Below are 17,283 nucleotides of genomic sequence, written 5' to 3' on the forward strand. Positions count from 1 at the left end.
GTGAGCGGTATGAAGAAAAAAATGTTTTTTTTAGCTATGACAATAATAATGTCGGGCCATTCTTTTCCAGTTAGTGGACAAGCAATTTCTGATGAAGAGCTTCAAGGGAGTCAAGATTATATTGAAAATAAAGAACTCACAGAGCACTCATTGGAAAATGGTGTAGAGTTGATTGAACAATCAAGTGAACGATCGGTACAAAAAAGTGTTAGTAACCAAGAAAACAAAGAGGAACTAGAAACAATTTCTCCCATTTATAGAGTACATAATCAAGCCTATGGTAGTTTTGAAGAAAGTCTTTTTCCTTATAACAGCCCCATAGTATTAAATATACCCATTTATGATTATAGTGAGCAAGCCCAGTATTTGCCTACATTATATATTGTTATCCCGAAAGAAATTAAACTATTCGGTGGATTAAGTAGCTTACAAGCAGAGCTAGATCGATATTTGATGATAAATGGTAACATCAAAGGTGGCCAATTGATTGCTTCAAAATTGAATGACACTCCAAATGGTAGAGAAGCTTACCAAATTACGCCAACAGAAGGTACTTATATAGATGGTATATTGCAGGATAGAAATTTACATTTAGTATTAGAAGCACCAGATAAAAAATCGAATGTTGAGAAAATTATTTTAAATGCAAATAAAATTAGTGAGATAGCAGATTATAATATTTTATTTTTTGGATATGACAAAAAAAATCTCACTAATGTTAATGGTAAAAATCCAGTCATAGACGCTAGCGCTTGTGGAATTGAGGGAAGTGATATGACAGTTGCGACAAGTGTATCTAGCCAGCATCGGCAGGAAGTATACTTCTATATTCAAAAAATCAAAGACAGCTACAAACTGATTAATTACTATACGGGGGAGTTGATTGAAGAAAAATCAATTGTTGGTGATTTTGGAGATGTTTACAGTAGAATTGGATTAGTAAACAGCCTAGAGTCATGGGGGCTCCCAAATAAAGACTATTCAGAAGATTCTTTATTTTTAGAATCAGGAGATATCAACGGCGCTGAAATATTAACAACTGAAGCTAGAAATCCAGAAGGTATAGTTGAAGGGAAGAACTATTCTGTATTTGTAAAAAAATATGCTGGGGATATTGAGATACGGTTTATTGATGTTAATGGTGAAAATATTATATCAAAAGAAATTTTAAGTGGCTTTGTTGGTCAAGAATATACAACACAAGCAAAGGAACTACAAGGGTGGTTAGTGGAAACGGAATTTCCTGAAAATCAGAATGGAGTGTTTACTGAAGAACCTCAAGAGATTACTTACAGGTATGATCGTAAAGATGGAGAACCTGTAGTTGTTAAATATGTTGATGAGAATGGAAACAAATTAGCTGTAGAAGAAATATTATATGGAAAAGTTGGATTGGAATATAAGTCACAAGTTAAACAGATAGAAGGTTGGGAAATAAAAGAAGATCCAATAAATGCTGAAGGAAAATTTATGGAAGTCTCCCAAGAAGTTATTTATGTATATTCTGTCAAAGCTGTTTTGCCGAAAGAAGACTCAAAATTGAATAAAGAAAAGCCAGCAGGAAAACTGTTAGGAACACTAAATGAAGAAAAGCCTATGCTTCCACGTACTGGTGGAAAATACAGCAGTTTCATTAGTTTTACGCAACTAGGATTAATTTTTATTTTAACATCAATAATTATTTTTTATAAAAGAAAAAAAGCTAAAAACACATGAATTGAACGTGGTTCGAGTATACTTGTTTTTTGTTTGTCAAAGTTTATGTAACTAATAAATCATCGTATATAAATAGGAGTCTGAATTGTAAGAAATTCGGACTCCTATTTAGTAATATTAAACTCGTGTTAAATCATTTTTCTCTATGCTAAATTGCCCAGTTAAGTTTTAGTATTTGACCTTGAATTGCTTTTCCAAGCTCTTCCCAGTTTACTTTGGAGCTAATATCGCTGAAGAAAAATAAATCAACATTCCTTTTTTTTATTGGAATAACGTTCGTAATGATTAAATCAGCGTCATCAGGATTATCTGTAAATACAAGAATATCTGTACGATAACTTCGGCCCAAAATATTTTCGATAAATACTTTTACGCTAGAATACTCAAATAAATCAATATGGATTTTAACAGGAATGAGCAAATTCAAGTAAGAGTATGTTAACTCGGAAAGTTCATCTGCATATTGTTGAATAGCTAAAGGTGAGATAACATCCTTTAAATATATCTTTGTGATTGACTCAATACGATCAATGTATCTATTTTTAGTTCTTTTTATTTCAATAATATTTTTGTATTTCCAACATTTGAAAAATTTATAGACAATAAATCGTGCGTAATACTCCCACATTAATAAAAACATTTCCTCTTCTGAGCAACTAAACTCTTCTTCGACTGCGTGAATGAATATTTTAAAAAAAGGAACTATTTCCGACTGGCTTTTCCACAAAGAGTTACCAATCATTTTTTTTTCATCGTTTGTAATAATGTCTGGTGCGATATACGTCAGCCATAATAACATAGCAGAGGAATCATTATTGTCTAAAGAAGCTAATGCATATCTTGGACAGACTTGTTTAATGAGGTTTACAAAGGCAACTTCTTCTTTACCAAGCTCAGGTAAAAGATATAATTGTTGCTTTCTCGACATGAAAATACTTTCTACTATAGTAATAAGATGATTTGTTGTTTCGGTAAATTTATTATTAACAAAAACGTTTGATGAATGTGTCACACTTGGTTTAAATTTTGAATCAAGTGTATTAAAAATTAAAGAAAAAAAATAATAGGCGATACATCGAATCTCTATTTCATCACCGAAAAAAGAGACTTTGTAAGCTTGAACATCTATATGTACATTGAGATGATGAAGTTTTAATTGATCAGAAAGATCTTTTATTAATTTGTAAAGATAGGAGTGACTAACCATAAGCTTTTCAGATAGATCATAGATGGAGATTGATTTAGATTTTAATAATAATGTGAATAATTGAAATGAAATTGAATTCTCATAATAATTGAGCTGCATGGTTTTATAAACATTTAAGTAAGTTTCAGAATTAAAGTTATCTCCAAATTTAATTGTATTTCCATTAAGAGAAATATCCAACGAACTATCTATAGCATGTATTTCTTCAAGCAATTCTACCAGTAAATTCTTTGCTGTTCGCTTAGAAATCGTATAAAAAGTAGTCAGCTCATCTAAAGTCATAGCCCCTCTTTCTAGTAAGTTATTTAATAAATCTAATTTAATTGTCTCTTTTTTAGAAATAAAGCTGTTATTTTCTTTTACTGGAATCATATTTCTCCTTTTTATATGGTTTATTTTCATTATAATCTTGAATTCAATACCTTTTGCGAGTTGAAAAGAGGTGTTCTTTTTTTTTTGTAAAAAAAAACAGTAATAAAATAATAGATATTAAATAAATGATAGATAATGATTATACAGAACAGATGATTTCCAACACATTTAGATAATACATATGTATTATATTAAGTTTAAATCGCAAAATAAATCAACTTATTTGCTTTTAAAAGACAAAGGAGGACAAATTATATGAGTGACAGACTAGGAATAATTGAAATTAATAGTGCTGAAGATCAGGAATCAATCTTTAATGGCATTAATAATGGCATTAATGAAAATTATAAATATGAGTTCATAAACATTGAAAATGAAGAACAATTAGAAGAAATAGCTGGATTAATGATTTTCGCAAATAAGATAGTTGATTATATCGAAGTTTGTCAATGGCTATTGTCACTGCGCAATAGAAAGCCGCTATTTGTTTGGATCGTTTGTAAAGATTATGACGATAATATGAAGGAGTTATATTGTAAATTAGCAACGAATGCAATGATTGAGGTTATCCAATATGATAAAAACAATCAACATTTGATGAGCAAAGTAAAACAAGCGATTGATTTTCAAAATAGCTTGCTCTCGTATAAAGAGCAAAAGGAACGGAAAGCCACTTTTTACTTGGATAGTCAAAGTTTGAAAATTGTCGTTGAGGATAAAGATATATATCTGACAAGGTCAGAGTTTAAATTATTTACTATCTTATATGACAATTTAGATAATCCTGTTAGCTATGAAAAAATAATAGAAATAATCTGGCCGACGATTGATAGTGAAAGTTATAAATACAGATTAGCAAATTTAGTATTTCATCTGAGAAAAAAGTTAGGAAGACAACCGAATATAGATATTCAAATAATTCGAACGAAGGGTTATCTATTAAAAATAAAATAGATTAAGCTAGTGAGTCCAGAAATAAATTCTAAATAATCCGAAGGAATGGATGGTATATCAAGTGAACATTATCAAAGAGAGATTCAAAAAGTACAAACTTTATTTTTTGAACCTATTGTTTATAGCAATGGCATGGTCATTATATTTTCTGTTTTTTAATAGCTTTTACAAAGAGGCTGCATTCTACATAGATAAAAAAGCAGGTATTGTCATACAATTACTATTTTTAACAACTTATTATCTAGATGCAATATTAGTATATATTGCACTGGCATTTATTTTGTTAACAATTCACCAACTAATCATAGTGTACTTTTTTATAAATGAACAAAAAAAATTAACTGTGAATAAAAAAGTTCAACCAATTATCTGGTTATTTTTATTTCTTTTCATAATTTGTTTGATAGGATTAATGGCTAATTTAATCTGGCCATTGTTTTTACTAACGCTTGTATTTTCTTCTACAGTTGTTTATATCATATACGTTGCGACTAAGTACATATATGAAGATACGCAAAATTTATATGAAAATAACGAAAATATAAAATTAGAAGGTCCATTTAAAACGAAAGAAGAGGCGCAAGCATATGTCAGTGAATTTGATTGCTATTGGAAGGATTACTTTGATAAAAAAGGTTTTTCCATACATAGCAATATAGAACTAGACGATAGTAATAACTATTTTGTTTATTTATATACGATCAGTAAAAATAACTAAAAGAGTATGGATAAGGAGAGAAATTTTGAAAAAAAAAATTAGACTACTATGCTTTGTAATTGTTTATTTATTTGCTAATAGTATTGGAGGTCAGATAGCTTTAGCTGCGTCAGAAGATGATAATTTAGGGTATGTAGTATCTTTAGTACAACCTAAAAGTCAAATAGATCCTAATAAAAGTTATTTCTATATTCAAACTGAACCTGGAATTGAACAAGACTTAGAAGTAAGAATCAAAAGTACAAAAAAAGAAAATGTGAAAATCAAAATTAGTGCAACAGACGCATTTACTGGGGATAGTGGGACGATTGAATATACGGATAAAAAAGAAAAACTAGGGGAAACATTACAAAATCCTGTGAGTTCATTAGTTAAAATTGACACACCTGAAATTACAATTGGTAATTTTGAAGAAAAGAAAGTGATGGTTCGATTGACACCTCCTAAAGAGCATTATGAAGGTGTAAAAATGGGGGCATTAGTCTTCAAGTTAGATGTAGGAGAAAAAAGTTCAGGAGTTGCAACAGAATTTGCATATAGAACAGGTTTTCTGATATCGGAGTCAGGAGACGAGTTTAATAACGGTCAAACATTGGAACTAACATCAGCAAAAGCAGCGATTAAGAGAGGGAAAAAGATGGTTCTAGCGAATTTAAAAAATCCAGAACCCAAAGTATTAGAAGATTTAAATATAACAGCGATGATGGTAAGAAAAGGAACAGACAATGTCATTAAACAAAAAACGGTTCAAAATTATTCAATGGCGCCAAATAGTCAGTTTGATTTTGAAATGGACTGGGGAATCGAAAATCTACCATCGGGTACCTATACACTAAAATTAGAAGCTGAAAATGGTAATAAAGAGTGGAATCTGAGTAAGGATTTTACTATTTCGAATAAAGAAGCAAAAGAAATGAATGAACAAAGTGTGTTTAAGATTGTGACTCCGATGTGGATCAAAATTGTGACTGTGATAATGGCTTTCATTACTATGATGAGTGGTGTTATTACTATAGTTAGACGTAAAAAATGGGAAAAAAGATGGAAAAAATTGAGATTGAAAAAGAAAAAGAAAAACAAAAAAAAGTAGTGAGTTAGTGAATAAGGAGACTTATAAATGGGCAAAAAAAATAAATATTTAATTAAGGTCATACTACTACAAGCATTTTTATTTATCTCTTTTTGCTCGAATAATATAGTTGTTCAAGCAGAAAAAACGGATGCGGGTATAGGCTTTGAAGAATCTACAATTACAACGACTGATTCTTCAAAGCCAGAGCCACCCATAACATTGAAGCCTAAGCCTATAGGACCAGATCGAGATACACAACTGCCGCATTTAGGGCAAATGATTTCATCAATCATTCTATTATTGATAGGTTTAGGAATGCTAATCATTTTTATTGGTGTATTTGCATTGAAAAAATTATGTTACAACAATAGCTTAAAGGAGAGATAAACAATGAGAGATTATTTATGGGTATTTATTTTAGCTGGAATCGCTTCAGTATCATTACTATTTTTCATCGTTACATTGTCTCGGGATGTATTTTTGGCTAGACGACTAAAGCTGAAAAAAAGTAATTTAGTATTGAATTTTAGTTTTTTAGCAATGTCACTTGGTAGCTTAATAATGATAATCTATTTATTTATGTTATTAAAAGAACAGATTGGTCTGATAGGATAATTTTTTGTTAATGAACGGTTTAAATCAGTAACTGTCTCCAATCTGGATAACAGCTTAAGAGGGAGATAAAATTTTGAAAAAATTAGTTTTGACAACACTTTTAGCATCATCAGCATTGATGATTTTTGCTAAACCAGCAAATGCTGAAGAAGTGAGTAAAGATAGCACAGACGTAGGTATTCGCTTTGAAACAGATGGTCCAAATAAACCTGGACCTGGACCATACAAAGATAACTTAGCATTAATTTGGACACCATCTACATTTGATTTTGGTAAACAAAAAGCGACAGCTAATATTGCCACTTTCAGCAATACAGTTGCAGGCGATCAATATCTTGTAGTCAACGATGATAGAGCCTTAGAAGGTGAAACAGATGGTACAACAAGCGCTTGGAAATTAACAGCGACTATGTCTGAATTAGTATCTAAAGATACGACTAAAGCTGAATTACCAGCTAAGTTGACATTCTCTCTAGGCGATATTGAATCATATGATATTGGTGATGTAGATGAAGAAACAAATGACTATTATCCAAACCCTGTTGAAGGTAACTTAGGTAAATTAGCAGAAAATAGTGATACAAAGTTAAATAAAGCAGTTTCTTTAGAAGCTGGAAATACAACTGCTGTTGAACTTATGGGTAAAACAAAAGCTAATGCTGTAAAAGGCGGTTTTGCAACTAAATTATCTGATACAAAATTAGTAGTAACTTCAGGTAAAGATGCTGCTGGTAAAAACTTTAAAGGTACAGTTAACTGGAGTCTAGATAACACTTACTAAAAAAGTTTATAAAAATAAAAAAATAAATTAAAGAAATTGTTTCCAAATTCGGATGACAGTTACTGATTTAAGCTGTTCACTAACAAACTAGATAACTAATTATATGGAAAATACGTAAGAAATGAGGGGATATTTTTGAAAAATATACAATGGTTAAGTCTTTGTTTTCTTAGTCTGTTACTATTTCTCATATACCCTTTAAAAACAGTTGCACAAGAGAGTAATAATGAGCCGATGAATGGATTTTCATATCAAGTAAGACAACCTGAAAATCAGATAAATAAAAATGTAGGTTATTATGATCTTCTAATGAAAAAGGGGCAAAAACAAAAAGTAGAATTAATTTTATATAACGCGAAGAAAAAAGCGATTGATGTTTCTATCAAGTTAAGTAGCGCTAAAACAAATGCGAATGGCGTTGTAGAGTACGCACCCAATGCGTTAAAAGAAGATGATTCACTAAAATATAAGTTTACAGATATTGTTAAAACTACTGATAGAGTAACAGTTCCAGCTGAGAGTGACAAAACGGTCATATTAGAGATCACGATGCCCGAAGATTCAATAGAAGGTCTTATAGCAGGTGGAATTCAGCTACAACTCATTGAGGAAGAGAAAAACACTGAAAAAGAAATTATACAGAATAAATTTGCTTATTTAATCGGCTTTTTGTTAAGTGAGTCAGATACCAAAGACATTAAGCCACGACTTAAATTCAATGAGACTTACTCAAAAGTTTCTAATGGACAGCATACATTATTTTTGAATTATTCGAATACTAGCCCAATTTTCGTAGAAAATATGGACGTGGTAGTCAAAGTATCAAAGCATAATTCTAATAAAGATTTATTTGAATTAAAAAAAAGTGGATTAAGAATGGCCCCTAATTCGATGATTGATTTTCCGATTTCTTTAGAAGATAAAAAATTAGCTAAAGGTAAATATAAATTACAAGCCGACATTCGACTATCTACTGGTGAAAATTGGAAGTGGGAGCAAAATTTTACGGTAACCCAGGATGATCTATCATCTTTGGATGTTCAAAAGAAAGAATTAGGTGAGGATAACACGATTTCACTATATACATTACTTTTAGGAATTACGTCAGTGGTAATATTAGTTTTAGTAATGGTCGTTTTTCTAATAAAGAGAATAAAAAAATGATATTCAAAGGTTTTCCCAATAATTATTAAAAATAGACATTCTTATAGGTTCATTATTCATTTATAAAATGAATAATGGTTAAACGAAAATAGTAGGAGTAGTTGAGAACATAAGGGAGACCGTTTGAGAAAGCATTGATACTTTTATAGACATCTATGTAGTAAAGAAACATGTGTGTATTCAGAAATGTCAGCTGAGTAGGAAGAAGGAGGGAACGGTTGTGAAGACTTATACTGTAAAAGAGGTCTCTGAAATGATGAATATTTCACCGTACACATTGCGCTTTTACGATAAAAAAGGCTTATTCCCTTTTGTGAAAAGAAATAGTAAGAACGTTCGTGAATTTAATGAGGAAGACCTAGAATGGGTATATATAGTAATGTGCTTAAGAGCGACGGGGTTATCGATCAGTAATGTTCAGTATTACATAAATTTATTTCGTCAGGGTGATGATACTGTAAAAAAACGCTTAGAATTATTGATAGAGCAACGTCAAATTATCAAAAAACAGTTAGCTGAGCTAAAGCAGAAAAGTGAAATGTTAGAGTACAAGATTGCTGTGTATCAGGGGATGATTGATGGAAACAAAGTCAGATTACACAATCCAATTTCTGAGAAAGTAAAAAAAAGAGAGCAAATAAACAATTCTAAACTTCGATTGATATAATTCAATTAATGATCATCAGGTTAATTGCTACTTTAGAATGAAGATCGTAAGAAACTATTGCTTTAGTAAGTATGTAATTATTAATATAAAGACGAAAAAAGCATCACAATCTCCTTATTTTGGTTATAGGAGGCTGTGATGCTTTTTGTTATTATCCAATTAAACAGCAATAATGTGATCTATTCAAATTTCGTAACGTAAAGCTAAACAATTAAAAAAGACATGTCTATTCGAAATACCCTTTTACCGAATTAGATACTTACAAAAATATGTTATATAGAAACAATTTCAATTTTGTAGCCATCAGGATCTTCTAGAAAGTAATAATCTGAGGCTCCGTTAAACTGTTTTATATCTGTTACTTTTAAACCAAATGATGCCTGTTTTTCGTGCAATTCTCGAATGTTTTCAGCTTTCATGCCAATATGTCCGTATCCATCACCTAAATCATAATTTTTTTGGTCATAATTATACGTTAATTCGATTTTTACATCACTGTTGGGGAAACTTAAGAATACTAAAGTAAATTTGTATTCTGGAAAATCATCCATACTGATCTCCTCACAGCCGAATGCTTTTTGGTAGAATGCAATTGACTCTCTAAGATTACTAACTCTAATACAAATATGATCTAATCTCATACTATGCGCCTCACTTCATTTTAATAGGATGGTGTTTCTCCAATATTTATCTTTAATAATAAATATGGCTTTTCTCGTTTATCAATTCCTCCGTTGAAGCCTGGTTGCCTATGCACTTGATTGGCTGTTACATAAAGATAGCCATCTTGTCCAATAGTCATAGAATCAGGCCACAAGACTAAATCATTTTGCAAAACGGTCTCTAATTGTCCGTCCTCATTAATAGCCACTATAGAGTTGTGCTCATAGTCTCCAGCATACAAAGTTCCATTAACAGACATAATCAGACCATCAGAAGACCCTTTTTCAACCAGTGCTTCTACTTTACTTTCTAAGTATTCATCTGTAAAGTTTGAAAATAATAAGTCTGTTTCAATAGAATACAGGTAGCGTCCAACTAAAGAACAAAAATAAAGCGTCTTTTTATCTGGAGATAGTTCAATTCCGTCCACAGCTACGTGAAAACTAGAAATATTCCCATCAGAATCCAAATTACGTAAAGGTTTTCCTTCGACCTTAGGAAGGATAGTTTCATCAACAGCCGTTGATTTGACACCGTCTAAAACTCTTCTAGATTGTCCGCTTTCTAGATCTAATAGTATGATTGCTCCAGGTCCAGAGACAGATGAATCAGTGATAAATGCGGTTCCTTTATCGCCTCTATTCCAATCAAAGCGCATATCATTCAAATAAGTTGTATCTAATAGGACTTTTTCAGAAAACGAATAAGTATTTAAAATCTTGTTCGTTTTTAAATCAATAGATACTAATTTTGCGGCTTCTTTGTTTGGTACATTAAAAAATGGAGCGCCTGTATCTAAAACCCACAATCGATCGAGATGATCGATAAATAATGCTTGTACACTTAAAAACGTGTTAATTGGATTAGTAGAATCATAACGGTTCATTTCTTCATTTGGATAAGGTATTTCTTTTTCATCTACTAACTCAACCACAGAATATGTTACATCATCTCCCCATTTCGGGAAATTTATAAACAATCTCCCGTTTTTAGAGATAGCCACTCCTGTGGGCATCGCATTATAAAATTTTGCTGCTATTTCTAATTCTCCGGTGTTTTTTCTACTGGGAAAATCCATATACATTCCTCCTTATATAGAACGATAGACAAAAAGATGTTCCTCACATTTCCTTTTACAATGCATGTTTTGAAGAGCGCATTAACACTTCACTAATTGAAACATTTTCAGGTGTCGATAGGATATATGCGACCGCTTCTGCTACGTCTTCTGCTGACAATGATGTAGTTCGGTCTTTTACTTCACCCGCAATCCACGACTCAATATCAGGGTTTCCTACGCTGTTGATCAGCTCAGTTTCTACAATACCCGGTGAAACAATAGACGAGCGGATGTTATCTTCTAAATGTTCTTGTCTAACTCCTTCCATGATGGCTCTAACTGCATATTTAGTTCCACAATAAACAGCTGAATTTGGATAGACTAGATGACCTGCTACTGAGTCCATTGCAATCATATGTCCGAATTTTTGCTCTACCATTATAGGAAGACATGCTGCTAATCCATTTACAACCCCCATAATATTAACATTAACTGCTGAAGTCCATTTTTTTACTTCTTTTTCCTCTGAGCTAGCTAAAGGTCCCATTGGCATAATTCCAGCATTATGAAACATAACATCGATTTTCCCGAATTTTTCTAGTGTATAGCTGACTAGTTCTTTCATATCCAATAAGCTTGTAACATCTCCAACTTTATACTCTACATCATAGGCTACTAATTCTGATTTTATGGATTTTAGCAGATCTTCTCTTCGAGCAAACATCATAACTTTAGCACCAGTCTTTGCTAATTTTTTTACAGTAGCTTCACCTATACCGCTAGATGCACCCGTAATAATAATAACTTTGTTTTTAATATTTTCCATAGTATCCGCTCCCGTGCTTCAATATATTTTTATCTAATTTTTAAGTAAACTACAGCAATATCTCTTCATATTGATGGTTAGTAGTCAATAGCTATCACTTGAAAAGAATAGAGTGTTTTATAGGCAATGCTATTTACTTAAGATTAGATTATATGAAGTATAGTGCATTAGAGTTACTATCATGCAAATGTTTTTTATTATTTTTTTATAGTAAGTAAGCATGTACAAAATTTATTTATAAAAAGTTTGACTTTAAGTATTGACTTAGACTAACTCTAACCTTTTATACTGCGTTTGTGGTCATGGAAAGGGGGTTTTGTTAATCATTCAAACGGCATAATGATGGACATTAGTTACTAAGATATTTTGTTTTAAACATAAACTCTTATTTATAAATGAAATATTAGAGTAAAAAAATGTAATTTGCTGTCTTAAAGTAGTATAAAAACTGATATAACAGAGAAAGGAGGAAGCTCTTGTTTTTAATAGACTTAAAAAAATATAATCTATTTTTTACCATTTTTTATGCAGGGACATTAACTGCTTTAGTATCTTTAACATTGACATTGATTAATGCAGGTATTGATAATTTTAATTTTGTAAGTTGGCTTAGATCGTGGCTTATCGCTTTCGCAATCGTATTTGCATGTTCGTTTTTCTTGCCAAGTGTAGTACGTAAATCACTAAACAAAATTATAACCATAAAAGAATAATAATCCGAATTTAACAGAAGGACGTGACGTAAGATGAATATCATTCAACTTTCAAAATCAATCTATAAATATGAGTTTCCAGCTGGTAGTGTACTCAAAGATGCAGTAAGAATAAATGTTTGGTTAGTATTAAAAAGAACAGATGTCTACATTATTGATACTGGCTTTGCTGAAATGACAGAGGAACTTGTAAAATATATAACAGCTTTAGGAACTCCGAAAGCCTTATTTGTAACACATGGCCATCGAGATCACATACTTGGTGTTCATCAACTTGCCCATATGTTTGATATCCCAGCATATGCTCATCCCTTAGAGATAAAACAAATCGAAAATGCAATGGCACCTTATCCAACATCAGAGGACAAAATGTCTGGGATGTTTAAAGAATTAACAGATGAAATTGTGAAAGAAGCTGGACTTCAATCTTTTGTAACGCCAGGTCATTCTCCTGGCCATACTATTTTTTATCACATGGAAGAGCAAGTTTTAATGGTAGGAGATTTATTTACAACAACAGATAAACAATTGCTACCACCTATCGTGAGATTTACTCCCGATATGACAGAAAGTATTGATAGCGGAGCGATTTTAGATGAAATAAAACCTAATTTAATTTCATCTTCTCATGGAGAAGACTTACTATACAATGAAGAGCTGTATTCTCAACTAGCTTACTTTTTTAGAGCTGAATAATTAAGTGAACTGCTTGTTATGAACAGAGCAGATGAAGCAAATCCGAATGAAAGAGTTCTAATAAAATGGAAGTAGTTATCTATGATAGCCTAGGTCATCAACTGCATAATGGAGATACGGTTATTTTGACGAAGGATTTAAAATTAAAAGGCACTAAATTTATTTTAAAAAGAGGATTTAAGTTAAAAAAAATTACAGTTAGAGATGATGTCTTTTGTATAGTAGCTCGCACAAAAGAACATGGGATAATTGAACTGAAAAATGAATCTGTTAAGCTTTTAAAATAGAAAAAACAGTAGGGGCCTGGGACATAACTAAAAAAGTTATGTTTCAGGCTCTTAGTAACCGAATAAACGGTGGGCGCAGAAGCAACTCCTTCGAAAATAAGCCGAAACTCACAAAAATTTGAAGAGCAATTTTCGTAAACTCCTTCTTATTTCTCGGAGTTAAACACTTCTGCCCCAACCTCTACTGTTTCCTATAATAAATTTATTGTAAATAATTAAACATATTAGTTGACTGATACTTGCTCTAATGTATTAACATGGTTACATAAGGACAGGGTATTTTTTTCAAATATGTATATTTAGTGTTCTTAATTTAGATTGTTGATTTGGAGGTAATATTTTGGGTAAGTGGAAAAAATTTAGTATGGTAGTTATTTGTTCAATTGTTATGTGTATGACATTATTTACTCTACTATCCTACTCAACTGCTACAGGTATGTATATTTTTGAATTACCTTATCCCGATCTTTTATTAGCTAATGATGTTGTAGCTACTCTCGTTATTTGGTTTAACGCATGTATGTTCTTATTCTTTTTAACTACGGTATTTGTAATAACATGTTATCCTAAAAAAATGACCAAATTAAAATTTAAAAAAAATGGTGGAGTACTATTAATTGATCGTAAGGGAATTAAAGGATTTATTCTTTCTAGTTTAAAAGAAGAAAAAGTTATCAAAGATCCTTCTATTCACATTAAGATGACAAAGAAAAAAATACATGTTGCTATAAAAGGGAAAATAGGTGTAACGTCCGAAATATATGGCCGCATAAAAGAATGGGAGTATGAGATGGAAGAACAGATCAAGATGCTAGTTGGCAGTGAGGTTGGAATAAGAACAAAGGTTATACTAAAAGCTTATGCCGATGAAGACGCTCGAAGAGCGGGCTAGAAAGAGAGTGAGAGGATGAAAGAATTATTGAAATCGAATCAAAGTGTTTTAATAGGGGGCATTTTAGGTCTGTTATTCGCCACCATTTTCATAGCGATCGGTTTTTTCAAAACAATAGTGATCTTTATATTTACCATTTTAGGTAGCTATGGCGGATATTATGTGAAAAAGAGTGGTTTATTGGATGGATTTCTTTCTAAAAAGAGAAATTAATTATAAATAGTATTAATCAGGAGGACAATTATGGATAACAAAGCTGGAAAAAAAGTAAGCGAAGTAAAAGAAATTAAAGGTGAATTAACATTTGAAGACAAAGTAGTTCAGAAAATAATTGGAATAGCGTTAGAAACAATTGATGGTCTACTAACAGTGGATGGTGGTTTTTTCTCAAATGTAGCGAATAAATTAGTGAATCGAGAAGACGTGACCAATGGAATTGATGTTGAAGTTGGAAAATCGCAAGTAGCGGTGGACTTAAATGTTGTGGCCGAATATGGGAAAGACATTGCATCATTATATGACAAAATCAAAGAAGTTGTTTCTCGTGAAGTAGAAAAAATGACTTCGTTATATGTTGTAGAAGTAAATGTAACGGTGGTTGATGTGAAAACCAAAGAACAGCATGAAGAGGATTCAACTACTGTACAAGATCGTTTATCCGAAGCGACAGGTTCTTTGGGCGAATTCACCTCTGAGCAAACCGATAAAGTAAAAAATGCGGTTAGTAATGGTACAAACAAAGTGAAGGAAGCAACTGACTCAAGAGTAAAGTAATAAGCAAATGAGCTTTATCTAAAATGAAAATAGACTTAAAATTGATTATCTTTTATTTTAGATAAAGCAAAGCTTAATTGAAAATAACTATTAAATAAGAAGAAAAGAGTTGTTTCAATGGAATTAGTTACTATATTTTTAAAATTGTTAATAGGCTATGCCTCTATCATTGTCTATTTCCATATGGTTGGGCGATCAGCTATGGCTCCTGCTACAGCTTCAGATCAAGTACAAAATTTCTTTTTAGGTGGTATGGCGGGTGCGGTAATTCTAAATTTTTCGATTAGCCCAATTCAGTTTTTGATCATCTTAGCCATATGGTTTGCGATTATTGCATCGGTAAATTTTTTGAAATTAAGAATTCCTGTACTTAGAAGCTTGATAGAAGGGGATTCAATTGAATTGTTTTCGGAAAATAGACCGAATAAAAAAGCTTTTCTTAAAGCAAAACTATCAGCTGGAGACTTTATCACACTACTTAGAAACCAGGGAGTAACCAGTATAGACAATTTGCAAAATGTACGAATTGAAGCGAATGGTCAATTATCCATTTCTGAAAAGAAAGAAGATTCATTTAATAAATATTTAATTGTAGATGGAATGATAAATGCTACTGAGCTAGTTGAAATAAAAAAAAGTAACGATTGGTTAGAAGCATTCGTTGGAAGTAAAGGACTAAAAGTAGAAGAAATTTTTATTCTAGAATATAATACGAAAACTGCCAATATCATTTTTGTAAAACAACCAGTTTAAGTAAAGAAGACTTGATGATTGTCTAGCGTAGATTAAGGACTCTATTTTCCCCAGATATATATATATAATAGAAAGACAGTTAGGTTAAAGACCACACTTCTGATGCTTATTAAAAATGTTTCATAAGGCAATACGTTTTATTTTTATAGATAATTTTACTCAAAAATAGGATACCCATTTTTAGGTTTATTCTCTTAATAAAATCATTCATCCCTTCAGGAGACAAAGATGCAATTTCAAAGCGAAAAAAATAAAGAAATAAAATCAATTTTAGAAAATAATATTGTTCAGTATAATAGTAAATTTGTGCCTAGCATAATTAATAATAAGCCTACAGGTGAGGTATCCTTCATAAATAAAGATGAGCAAGGGGAGATTCAGGCTGGTATCTCCATGAGTTGGTACTGGGGGATTATGCATATAGACTACCTGTGGGTTAAAGAATCACTTAGAGGCAAAAAAGTTGGTGAACAATTATTAAAACTAGCCGAACAAAAAGCAATCTCTTTAGGATGTTCAGTTATTCATTTAGAGACGTACAGTTTTCAAGCGCCAAACTACTATAAAAAGTTTTCTTATAAAGTCTTTGGGACATTAATTGATACACCAGAAGAGGGAACATCATTATTCTTTTTGAAAAAAAACATATAAGCATTTCCAGGTGCTTACACTAGAAAATAATATCGGCTAAACGCCGATTACATAATTTTAAGGAAGTAACATGAGAGGATATGGACATGAATAATATAGTGTATTACTTATTTAGTTTGATTGTCTTATTTCGGCTAGTAGTTCTTTGTATCTCTAAAAATAATGAAAAAAAGCTACTCTCTAAAGGAGCCGTAGAATATGGAAAAAATATATCTAACTATTTAGCAGTCTTACATACAATATTCTATTTTTCAGCTTTTGTCGAAGGGATGACTAGGCATGTGAAAATGGATTTTATTAGTTACATTGGCATAATGATAGTATCACTTTCATTTGTTGTTTTATTGTATGTAATCAAAAGCTTAGATTATTATTGGACTGTGAAATTAATAGTTGAAGATCAGCATAAAATTAATAATAATTGGGTGTTTAAGACAATTAAGCATCCCAATTATTTTTTTAATATTATTCCCGAACTTATCGGGGTTACACTATTATTTCACGCTTGGAGAACACTTCTGACACTATCCATTCCTTATGGACTATGTCTATATTTTAGAATCCGAAAAGAAAATGATTTACTTAGTAAAAAGAATCAGTAGACAATCGTGTAATTAAATACGGTAGAGAAAAAAGACTTAAGTAGCTTACCTATCAAGATTCTAATTAAAAAAGTTATTTAATTTTGTTTTAAAAAGAACG

The 17,283-nt window shown here is 31.3% G+C and carries 22 protein-coding genes; 18 read left to right on the plus strand and 4 right to left on the minus strand.

What is annotated here, in order from left to right:
- Positions 1–9: 9 nt before the first annotated feature.
- Positions 10–1,716 (plus strand): MucBP domain-containing protein, encoded by a 1,707-nt coding sequence (locus tag ATZ35_RS06610; protein ID WP_208930044.1) that lies wholly within the window; start codon positions 10–12, stop codon positions 1,714–1,716.
- A gap of 148 nt (positions 1,717–1,864) precedes the next feature.
- Here the strand turns inward: ATZ35_RS06610 and ATZ35_RS06615 are convergent, their stop codons facing one another.
- Positions 1,865–3,295, minus strand: coding sequence for a helix-turn-helix domain-containing protein (locus ATZ35_RS06615; protein WP_208930045.1), 1,431 nt, complete (start codon positions 3,293–3,295; stop codon positions 1,865–1,867).
- Between the two features lie 255 nt (positions 3,296–3,550).
- Between ATZ35_RS06615 and ATZ35_RS06620 the strand changes: the two genes are divergently transcribed.
- From ATZ35_RS06620 to ATZ35_RS06655, 8 genes are all read left to right on the plus strand, one after another.
- Entirely contained in the window at positions 3,551–4,249 is a 699-nt protein-coding gene (locus ATZ35_RS06620) for a winged helix-turn-helix domain-containing protein (protein WP_208930046.1), read from the plus strand.
- A gap of 61 nt (positions 4,250–4,310) precedes the next feature.
- Positions 4,311–4,967, plus strand: coding sequence for a hypothetical protein (locus ATZ35_RS06625; protein WP_208930047.1), 657 nt, complete (start codon positions 4,311–4,313; stop codon positions 4,965–4,967).
- 25 nt (positions 4,968–4,992) lie between these two features.
- Positions 4,993–6,057 (plus strand): WxLIP family cell surface protein, encoded by a 1,065-nt coding sequence (locus ATZ35_RS06630; RefSeq protein ID WP_208930048.1) that lies wholly within the window; start codon positions 4,993–4,995, stop codon positions 6,055–6,057.
- A 27-nt stretch (positions 6,058–6,084) separates the two neighbouring features.
- A complete protein-coding gene (locus ATZ35_RS06635; protein WP_208930049.1) occupies positions 6,085–6,426 on the plus strand; it encodes a hypothetical protein in 342 nt (113 codons plus the stop codon).
- 3 nt (positions 6,427–6,429) lie between these two features.
- On the plus strand, positions 6,430–6,654 hold the full coding sequence (locus ATZ35_RS06640) for a hypothetical protein (protein WP_208930050.1): 225 nt from the start codon (positions 6,430–6,432) through the stop codon (positions 6,652–6,654).
- 73 nt (positions 6,655–6,727) lie between these two features.
- Complete coding sequence (locus ATZ35_RS06645; protein WP_208930051.1) at positions 6,728–7,435, plus strand: WxL domain-containing protein; 708 nt, start codon at positions 6,728–6,730, stop codon at positions 7,433–7,435.
- A gap of 135 nt (positions 7,436–7,570) precedes the next feature.
- Positions 7,571–8,599: a WxLIP family cell surface protein gene (locus ATZ35_RS06650; protein WP_208930052.1), complete on the plus strand. Its 1,029-nt coding sequence runs from the start codon at positions 7,571–7,573 to the stop codon at positions 8,597–8,599.
- A gap of 220 nt (positions 8,600–8,819) precedes the next feature.
- Positions 8,820–9,266 (plus strand): MerR family transcriptional regulator, encoded by a 447-nt coding sequence (locus ATZ35_RS06655; protein WP_208930053.1) that lies wholly within the window; start codon positions 8,820–8,822, stop codon positions 9,264–9,266.
- A 272-nt stretch (positions 9,267–9,538) separates the two neighbouring features.
- Here ATZ35_RS06655 and ATZ35_RS06660 read toward each other — a convergent pair whose 3' ends face one another.
- Genes ATZ35_RS06660 through ATZ35_RS06670 form a run of 3 tightly spaced genes read right to left on the minus strand, consistent with a single transcriptional unit; the run spans position 9,539 to position 11,815 of the window.
- Positions 9,539–9,907 (minus strand): VOC family protein, encoded by a 369-nt coding sequence (locus ATZ35_RS06660; RefSeq protein ID WP_208930054.1) that lies wholly within the window; start codon positions 9,905–9,907, stop codon positions 9,539–9,541.
- 20 nt (positions 9,908–9,927) lie between these two features.
- Complete coding sequence (locus ATZ35_RS06665) at positions 9,928–11,007, minus strand: L-dopachrome tautomerase-related protein (protein WP_208930055.1); 1,080 nt, start codon at positions 11,005–11,007, stop codon at positions 9,928–9,930.
- A gap of 55 nt (positions 11,008–11,062) precedes the next feature.
- Positions 11,063–11,815, minus strand: coding sequence for an SDR family oxidoreductase (locus ATZ35_RS06670; RefSeq protein WP_208930056.1), 753 nt, complete (start codon positions 11,813–11,815; stop codon positions 11,063–11,065).
- Between the two features lie 476 nt (positions 11,816–12,291).
- Between ATZ35_RS06670 and ATZ35_RS16935 the strand changes: the two genes are divergently transcribed.
- From ATZ35_RS16935 to ATZ35_RS06715, 9 genes are all read left to right on the plus strand, one after another.
- On the plus strand, positions 12,292–12,528 hold the full coding sequence (locus ATZ35_RS16935; protein ID WP_208930057.1) for a DUF2798 domain-containing protein: 237 nt from the start codon (positions 12,292–12,294) through the stop codon (positions 12,526–12,528).
- Between the two features lie 33 nt (positions 12,529–12,561).
- A complete protein-coding gene (locus ATZ35_RS06680) occupies positions 12,562–13,224 on the plus strand; it encodes an MBL fold metallo-hydrolase (RefSeq protein ID WP_208930058.1) in 663 nt (220 codons plus the stop codon).
- A gap of 65 nt (positions 13,225–13,289) precedes the next feature.
- Entirely contained in the window at positions 13,290–13,511 is a 222-nt protein-coding gene (locus ATZ35_RS06685; RefSeq protein WP_208930059.1) for a PhnA domain-containing protein, read from the plus strand.
- A 340-nt stretch (positions 13,512–13,851) separates the two neighbouring features.
- Complete coding sequence (gene amaP, locus ATZ35_RS06690; protein WP_208930060.1) at positions 13,852–14,403, plus strand: alkaline shock response membrane anchor protein AmaP; 552 nt, start codon at positions 13,852–13,854, stop codon at positions 14,401–14,403.
- A gap of 15 nt (positions 14,404–14,418) precedes the next feature.
- Positions 14,419–14,616: a DUF2273 domain-containing protein gene (locus ATZ35_RS06695; RefSeq protein ID WP_208930061.1), complete on the plus strand. Its 198-nt coding sequence runs from the start codon at positions 14,419–14,421 to the stop codon at positions 14,614–14,616.
- A 30-nt stretch (positions 14,617–14,646) separates the two neighbouring features.
- Positions 14,647–15,177: an Asp23/Gls24 family envelope stress response protein gene (locus ATZ35_RS06700; protein WP_208930062.1), complete on the plus strand. Its 531-nt coding sequence runs from the start codon at positions 14,647–14,649 to the stop codon at positions 15,175–15,177.
- 117 nt (positions 15,178–15,294) lie between these two features.
- Positions 15,295–15,930, plus strand: a complete 636-nt coding sequence (locus ATZ35_RS06705; RefSeq protein WP_208930063.1) for a DUF421 domain-containing protein — start codon at positions 15,295–15,297, stop codon at positions 15,928–15,930.
- Between the two features lie 228 nt (positions 15,931–16,158).
- Positions 16,159–16,581 carry a GNAT family N-acetyltransferase gene (locus tag ATZ35_RS06710; RefSeq protein ID WP_208930064.1) on the plus strand — a complete coding sequence of 141 codons (423 nt, stop codon included), beginning with the start codon at positions 16,159–16,161 and terminating at the stop codon, positions 16,579–16,581.
- An 86-nt stretch (positions 16,582–16,667) separates the two neighbouring features.
- A complete protein-coding gene (locus ATZ35_RS06715; RefSeq protein WP_208930065.1) occupies positions 16,668–17,183 on the plus strand; it encodes an isoprenylcysteine carboxylmethyltransferase family protein in 516 nt (171 codons plus the stop codon).
- Positions 17,184–17,283: the final 100 nt, after the last annotated feature.

It is taken from the genome of Enterococcus rotai, assembly GCF_001465345.1.
GTDB lineage: Bacteria > Bacillota > Bacilli > Lactobacillales > Enterococcaceae > Enterococcus_L > Enterococcus_L rotai.

Excerpts from the sequence above, each read along its gene's own strand:
- ATZ35_RS06660 (WP_208930054.1), bottom strand. The coding sequence starts at position 9,907 with ATGAGATTAGATCATATTTGTATTAGAGTTAGTAATCTTAGAGAGTCA.
- ATZ35_RS06635 (WP_208930049.1), top strand. The coding sequence starts at position 6,085 with ATGGGCAAAAAAAATAAATATTTAATTAAGGTCATACTACTACAAGCA.
- ATZ35_RS06610 (WP_208930044.1), top strand. The coding sequence starts at position 10 with ATGAAGAAAAAAATGTTTTTTTTAGCTATGACAATAATAATGTCGGGC.
- ATZ35_RS06665 (WP_208930055.1), bottom strand. The coding sequence starts at position 11,007 with ATGGATTTTCCCAGTAGAAAAAACACCGGAGAATTAGAAATAGCAGCA.
- ATZ35_RS06715 (WP_208930065.1), top strand. The coding sequence starts at position 16,668 with ATGAATAATATAGTGTATTACTTATTTAGTTTGATTGTCTTATTTCGG.
- ATZ35_RS06695 (WP_208930061.1), top strand. The coding sequence starts at position 14,419 with ATGAAAGAATTATTGAAATCGAATCAAAGTGTTTTAATAGGGGGCATT.
- ATZ35_RS06670 (WP_208930056.1), bottom strand. The coding sequence starts at position 11,815 with ATGGAAAATATTAAAAACAAAGTTATTATTATTACGGGTGCATCTAGC.
- ATZ35_RS06620 (WP_208930046.1), top strand. The coding sequence starts at position 3,551 with ATGAGTGACAGACTAGGAATAATTGAAATTAATAGTGCTGAAGATCAG.
- ATZ35_RS06705 (WP_208930063.1), top strand. The coding sequence starts at position 15,295 with ATGGAATTAGTTACTATATTTTTAAAATTGTTAATAGGCTATGCCTCT.
- ATZ35_RS06640 (WP_208930050.1), top strand. The coding sequence starts at position 6,430 with ATGAGAGATTATTTATGGGTATTTATTTTAGCTGGAATCGCTTCAGTA.
- ATZ35_RS06680 (WP_208930058.1), top strand. The coding sequence starts at position 12,562 with ATGAATATCATTCAACTTTCAAAATCAATCTATAAATATGAGTTTCCA.
- ATZ35_RS06615 (WP_208930045.1), bottom strand. The coding sequence starts at position 3,295 with ATGATTCCAGTAAAAGAAAATAACAGCTTTATTTCTAAAAAAGAGACA.
- ATZ35_RS06710 (WP_208930064.1), top strand. The coding sequence starts at position 16,159 with ATGCAATTTCAAAGCGAAAAAAATAAAGAAATAAAATCAATTTTAGAA.
- ATZ35_RS06700 (WP_208930062.1), top strand. The coding sequence starts at position 14,647 with ATGGATAACAAAGCTGGAAAAAAAGTAAGCGAAGTAAAAGAAATTAAA.
- ATZ35_RS06685 (WP_208930059.1), top strand. The coding sequence starts at position 13,290 with ATGGAAGTAGTTATCTATGATAGCCTAGGTCATCAACTGCATAATGGA.